Genomic DNA, 5,746 nt, shown 5'->3' with positions numbered 1-5,746 from the left:
TTTTTTGGTTCGGTTTGGTTAGAGGGTTGTAGTAAAATACAGCCCTTTTTTATGTCTAAAAACGCGACCTTCACTACTAAATATAATTCGCCTAAAACAGCAAAAATGCAATTTAAAACCAAAGACACTTGCCTGCTAATAAAAATGACTTTTAATGAATGGAACGATAAAGATCCCTTCAGACAAAGTGCAGTGATTGCTTACTATGCAATTTTCAGTATACCTGGATTATTAGTCTTGATCATTTCTATTGCAGGTTACTTTTTTGGAAATGAAAATGTTAATCAAACTATTTTAAATGAAGTTTCAAGCACATTGGGATCAGAAACATCAATCCAAATCAGTCAAATTCTTATCAAATCCACTGAGTCGAAATCCACTGTTTGGGGATCGATAATTGGAGTGGTTATTTTATTGGTTGGATCAACGGCCGTATTTGTGGAATTGCAGAAATCGCTAAACTTAATTTGGCATGTAGAAGTACTTCCACAAAAAGGAATTTTCACTATTATTAAAGCAAGGCTCTTTTCCTTTGGATTAATATTGGCAATCGCTTTTTTACTTCTAGTATCTCTGATTATCAGCACCGGCTTGTCTAGTATGGCAAATTGGATTAAAGGCTATACGGACGACTCTACAATTTTGTTTTTCAACGTATTAAATTTTTTATTTTCATTTGTGGTCATATCCGTACTTTTTGGGTTAATGTTTAAAATTTTACCTGATGCTAAAATAAAATGGAAACATGTCTGGCTAGGGTCGATAGTGACCGGAACTCTCTTTACTATTGGCAAGACTTTTCTAGCCTTCTATTTCAGCACGGCAAATCCAGCTTCTGTTTATGGAGTTGCTGGCTCCGTAATTTTAATCTTATTGTGGGTTTCTTATTCTTCCATGATTTTGTTTTTTGGAGCTGAATTTACGGCTGCTTACGCCAAAATTTATAGTGGTGTTATTCCCCCCTCCGACATAGCAAAAAAGGAATCTTCCGCTAGTAAAAAAATATAGTTTCGTTTTCCTCTTTTCTCCTTATAAATCTGTCTTTTTGCCGGTAAGTCACCATCCACTGATTAACTATAATCTGGCCAAATTGAGCTCCTGCGTCACCTTTAACGACAAATGGCTTAATCTGTTAATTATATGACTTTTTACTACCGCTGTTTAAAATGACTACAGATTAAAATTCTCAATTTTAGAAAATTAGGGTCAAAATAAATTCTTATCTCATTTTTCAGTGTTTCCTTAAACAGATAAATACCATGAAAAGAGTAAAAAATTAGAAGTATTGATGGATCATTCCATTACTTATTTAATGGAATTCACAAACAGTCCTTTTGAAATCAAAACAATTGAATCTGAACTTACTAAAGGTAAAAAAGACTTCCCTTGGTCACAAAGCACCGGATTATCAATTAATCTAGATCATCATGGCTTACATGCCTATTATAAGAAAATCGGCGAAGCCATTAAAAACTACAAACAAATAGTCCTTTTTGGGCAAACTGATTCAACAGTAGAATTATTTGATATTTTAAGCGAAGACAATCGTTTTGTAAAAATAATATTTGAAATAAAAGAAACGGACAAGATGAACGTAAAGCAACAACATGATTGTATTACTAAATATTTTGCTGAAAACTAACAGTAAACCTACCAAACTGAATTTACTTTAAAATTAGTTTTCAGCACCCATTTTAAAACGGACTATTTATCTTTCTTATCTCTTTATAACAGAACTGTGAAAAATATAAGTTTATGCGAAAATTATACAACAGTAGTTGTCACAATAACAAATAACTTTACAAAAAACTAAATTAGTTGATTACTTATTTTAAAATTAACAAAATGGATGTAGTAAAATCAATTGTCGTATTAAATCCATTTATTGTAATAAATAATACCAGAATAAAAAGATCTTAAAAATGCGTCAAAAAATACAGAGCAATAGTATTTAAAAAAGGTGTTCGCAAATTTTTAAACAAATAGTTAGCAATGTAAAACTGAACTTAAAAAAGAAATTATCAAATTGGGAGGAACTCCTGTACAAGACAACAATAATAAAGAGTATTTATGCACCATATGGTTTAATCTTAAAAAACTATTCGTTTATAAAGTTTGAAATGATGTCATAGATTCCAATGAAAGAAATGGGAATATTGTTATACAATCTTGCTATGAAGCGATATACAACAGTAGTGAATTTCTTTCTATGCAACAGCAAATAATGCTAAACGAACACTATTTACTTATAGATAGTGATCGCGATAGAATGCAAACTTTTAAAAATGTAAATTAAAGTAACTTAAAATTTAATCCCAGGATAAGACTATCCACTGTTAAACAAAATTACACACTGTACTAATTATTAATCTTTATAAAATATGAAGCTTTGACTGTTTATCTAAAAAATATATTTAATGATGTGGGTAATGTTACATTATTTTCTACAAAGTTTTTTAAAGAGGTTTTTTCTCCTCCCTTTGAATTCAAAGAATTCATTAAACAATGTTATATTATAGGGTATAAATCTATTCCCTTAGTGGCTATAACAGGTTTTATAATGGGACTAGTACTGACCCTTCAATCTCGTCCTACCTTAGCTAAATTTGGTGCCGAATCATGGTTGCCTGGCATGGTGGCTCTTTCCTTAATTAGAGAAATTGCCCCTGTTATTACTGCATTAATCTGCGCTGGAAAAGTTTCATCAGGTATAGGTGCCGAGCTGGGTTCTATGAAAGTAACGGAACAAATAGATGCCATGGAAGTAGCGGCAATCAATCCGTTCAAATACCTCGTGGTGACCCGTATTTTAGCTACAACACTTATGGTGCCCCTACTGGTAATATTTGCTGATGGAGTTGGTATGCTTGGCGGATTCATTGGGATAAATATGCATGGTGACGTTAGTCTTTTTCGATACATCTCAAAAGTCTTCGATTCTTTGGCATTTATAGATATAATTCCGGCGACAATCAAAACATTTTTCTTTGGTTTTTTTATAGGAATGATTGGATGTTACAAAGGATTTAATGCTGAAAATGGAACAGCAAGTGTGGGTCAGGCTGCAAATTCAGCCGTAGTGACCGCCTCACTTACTATTTTTATCATCGATATGTTAGCCGTTCAATTAACTGATTTATTTTTTTAAAATGGAGCAAGAAGCAACAATAATAATTCCTCAAGGTAAAATTAAAGAAAAAGAGGCTGTTATAGAAATTAAAGGACTAGTGAAGTCGTTTGGTGAAAACAATCATGTTTTAAAAGGAGTGAACTTGTCCTTAAACAAAGGTGAAGACTTAGTTATATTAGGTAGGTCCGGTTCCGGCAAATCAATAACCATAAAATGCATCGTTGGATTAGTCTTAGCGGATGAAGGAGAAATAAAAGTTTTTGGTCAAGATATCATGAATTTGGAGACCACTAAACTTAATGAAGTTCGAATTAGAATTGGTTTTTTATTTCAAAATTCAGCATTATACGATTCAATGACCGTGAAACAAAACCTCGCGTTCACATTAAAAAGGCATGCCTCTGATTTAACGTCCGAAGAAATAGAAATAGAAATCCACAATGTTCTAGAAAGCGTAGGATTGGCAGAAGCTATAAATAAAATGCCTTCAGAATTATCAGGAGGAATGCGTAAGAGAATTGCATTGGCACGCACCTTGATATTAAAACCTGAGGTTATTCTTTATGATGAACCCACTACTGGTTTAGATACAATTACATCACGAGAAATTAGTGAGTTAATTTTAGAAATTAAGAAAAAAACAATACCTCTTCAATTATTATCACACATGACATGGCCTGTGCAAAACTAACGGCTGACCGCATTATGATTCTAAAGGACGGGGTAATCCATGCTGAAGGCAGTTATCAAGAGTTAGAAAAAAGTGAAGACCAATGGGTCCGTTCCTTTTTTATATAATTATTAAATTTAAGGAGTTAGTTATGAATAAGAAATCAGGAAGCACTTGGAAATTAGGAATGTTCGTCTTAATAGGACTTGTGGCGTTCACATCAACCATCTATTTTGTTGGAAAACAGAAAAATATATTTGGCTCTACATTTACTTTAAATTCACGTTTCAAAAATGTTAGTGGATTAGAAGTCGGAAATAATGTGCTTTTTTCCGGAATAAATGTTGGTACCGTAAGTGAAATACAATTAGTGACCGATACTTCGGTAGTCGTTCGATTATTAATCCAAAAAGATGTGCAAAAATTCATTAAGAGCGATGCTGTTGCCAGTATCGGATCAGATGGGTTAATGGGAGATAAAGTCCTTACCATATCGCCGGGGTCTAATTCTAAGACTATAGTAAAAGATAATGCCAGCATAAAATCAATCCAGGCTATTGAAATGGATGAAATAATGAGAAGTATAAAAGTAAGTATGGACAACGCCACCGTTATAACTAATGAACTTGCTGAATTCACTTATAAAATGAATAATGGGAATGGCGCATTATCAAAATTAATCACGGATGAAAAATTTGCAAACAGCTTAACAAAAACATTAACCAATCTCCAGACCGGTTCCAAAGGACTTAGTGAGAATATGGAAGCAGCAAAACATAATTTTTTATTAAAAGGTTTTTTTAATAAAAAGAAGAGAGCGGAAGAGAAGAGACTTAAAGAGTTAGAAAAAGCTAAAGAAAATCAAGAAAAAAATGAAGTGGTAAAGTAATTCAACGGTACAAAATCCTTCGTTAACTGTTTTTCAATATGTTAACAATTCTATAACACAATGGTCAATAAGACAGGAAAAAACTTGCCATAACAGATTACTTAAAAATTTAACATGTAAATAATGAAACTTAATACTAAAATCATGTAACAGGCCGTTGTTAAAATACCAGCATCTTTACGCTATTATTAACATGTTAAAAATTAATCTTTAAACAATACAACAAATGAAAAAATTAAATGTAATTCTATCTCTTATCATGTTTGGATTCCTACTGAATTCATGTAACAATGATAATACACAAGGCAGCTACCCATATTCTGTAAGTATGACTGATGCGCCAGGGCCTTATCAAAAAGTGAATGTTGATGTTATCGGTGTTGAAATTAAGGGAGAAGGATCAGAATCAACAGCATTGAATGTGATTCCTGGTATTTATGACCTACTTACATTGTCAAATGGAGTGGAAAAGCTTATTGCGACTGATACGTTAGGAATTTCAAAAGTATCGCAAATAAGACTAATTTTGGGGACAAGAAACACCGTGGTACTCCTGGACGGTACAAGTTATCCATTGAGCACGCCAAGTGCAGAGCAGTCCGGCTTGAAACTTCAGGTAAACCAAAGATTGCAGGAAGGCATAATGTATCATGTCCTTCTTGATTTTGATGCTAATAAGTCAATAATTAAGTTAGGTAATGGAGGTTATAAATTGAAACCTGTAATTAGAACTATTGAAACTGCAATAAGTGGAGCCATTAAAGGAAGTATTACGCCTACTGGAACATTAGCCGTGGCTACTGCCACTAACCTTGTTACATTGGAAACTTATTCTACAAATGTAAATGTTGAAGGAAAGTTTTTAGTAATGGGACTTCCGTCAGGAAAATACAGCTTAACTATCACACCAGATATTAATAGTACACCTGTATTAAAAGAAGTTATCATCGGAAATATTGATATAGAAATAGGTCAAACAAAAATTATAACAGCTATCAATTTGTCATAGATAACAAAAAGTATTTCATGTCAAACACCTGCTTTTAAAAAGAGGAGG

5 protein-coding genes and 1 pseudogene are annotated in these 5,746 nt (G+C 32.8%); all 6 read left to right on the top strand.

From position 1 onward, the window contains the following. Positions 1-1,008, top strand: a 1,008-nt coding sequence (locus tag A3SG_RS0117210; protein ID WP_016991243.1) for a YihY/virulence factor BrkB family protein, incomplete at its 5' end; no start/stop codon positions are given. Between the two features lie 280 nt (positions 1,009-1,288). Then, a complete protein-coding gene (locus A3SG_RS0117205) occupies positions 1,289-1,642 on the top strand; it encodes a hypothetical protein (protein WP_016991242.1) in 354 nt (117 codons plus the stop codon). A gap of 747 nt (positions 1,643-2,389) precedes the next feature. Then, positions 2,390-3,148 carry an MlaE family ABC transporter permease gene (locus A3SG_RS0117200; RefSeq protein ID WP_016991241.1) on the top strand — a complete coding sequence of 253 codons (759 nt, stop codon included), beginning with the start codon at positions 2,390-2,392 and terminating at the stop codon, positions 3,146-3,148. A gap of 1 nt (position 3,149) precedes the next feature. Beyond that, a pseudogene (locus tag A3SG_RS20290) lies at positions 3,150-3,928 on the top strand (ABC transporter ATP-binding protein). Positions 3,929-3,951: 23 nt separating this feature from the next. Further along, complete coding sequence (locus A3SG_RS0117190) at positions 3,952-4,689, top strand: MlaD family protein (RefSeq protein WP_016991240.1); 738 nt, start codon at positions 3,952-3,954, stop codon at positions 4,687-4,689. Between the two features lie 226 nt (positions 4,690-4,915). Continuing rightward, on the top strand, positions 4,916-5,698 hold the full coding sequence (locus A3SG_RS0117185; RefSeq protein WP_016991239.1) for a DUF4382 domain-containing protein: 783 nt from the start codon (positions 4,916-4,918) through the stop codon (positions 5,696-5,698). Positions 5,699-5,746 lie beyond the last annotated feature (48 nt).

The sequence above is a fragment of the Flavobacterium sp. ACAM 123 genome, from assembly GCF_000264055.1.
Taxonomy (GTDB): domain Bacteria; phylum Bacteroidota; class Bacteroidia; order Flavobacteriales; family Flavobacteriaceae; genus Flavobacterium.
This window is presented reverse-complemented; position numbering and strand designations above follow the sequence as displayed.

What these genes read in the sequence shown, in the direction of transcription:
- A3SG_RS0117205 (WP_016991242.1), top strand. Translation starts at nt 1,289, where the DNA reads ATGGATCATTCCATTACTTATTTAATGGAATTCACAAACAGTCCTTTT.
- A3SG_RS0117190 (WP_016991240.1), top strand. Translation starts at nt 3,952, where the DNA reads ATGAATAAGAAATCAGGAAGCACTTGGAAATTAGGAATGTTCGTCTTA.
- A3SG_RS0117185 (WP_016991239.1), top strand. Translation starts at nt 4,916, where the DNA reads ATGAAAAAATTAAATGTAATTCTATCTCTTATCATGTTTGGATTCCTA.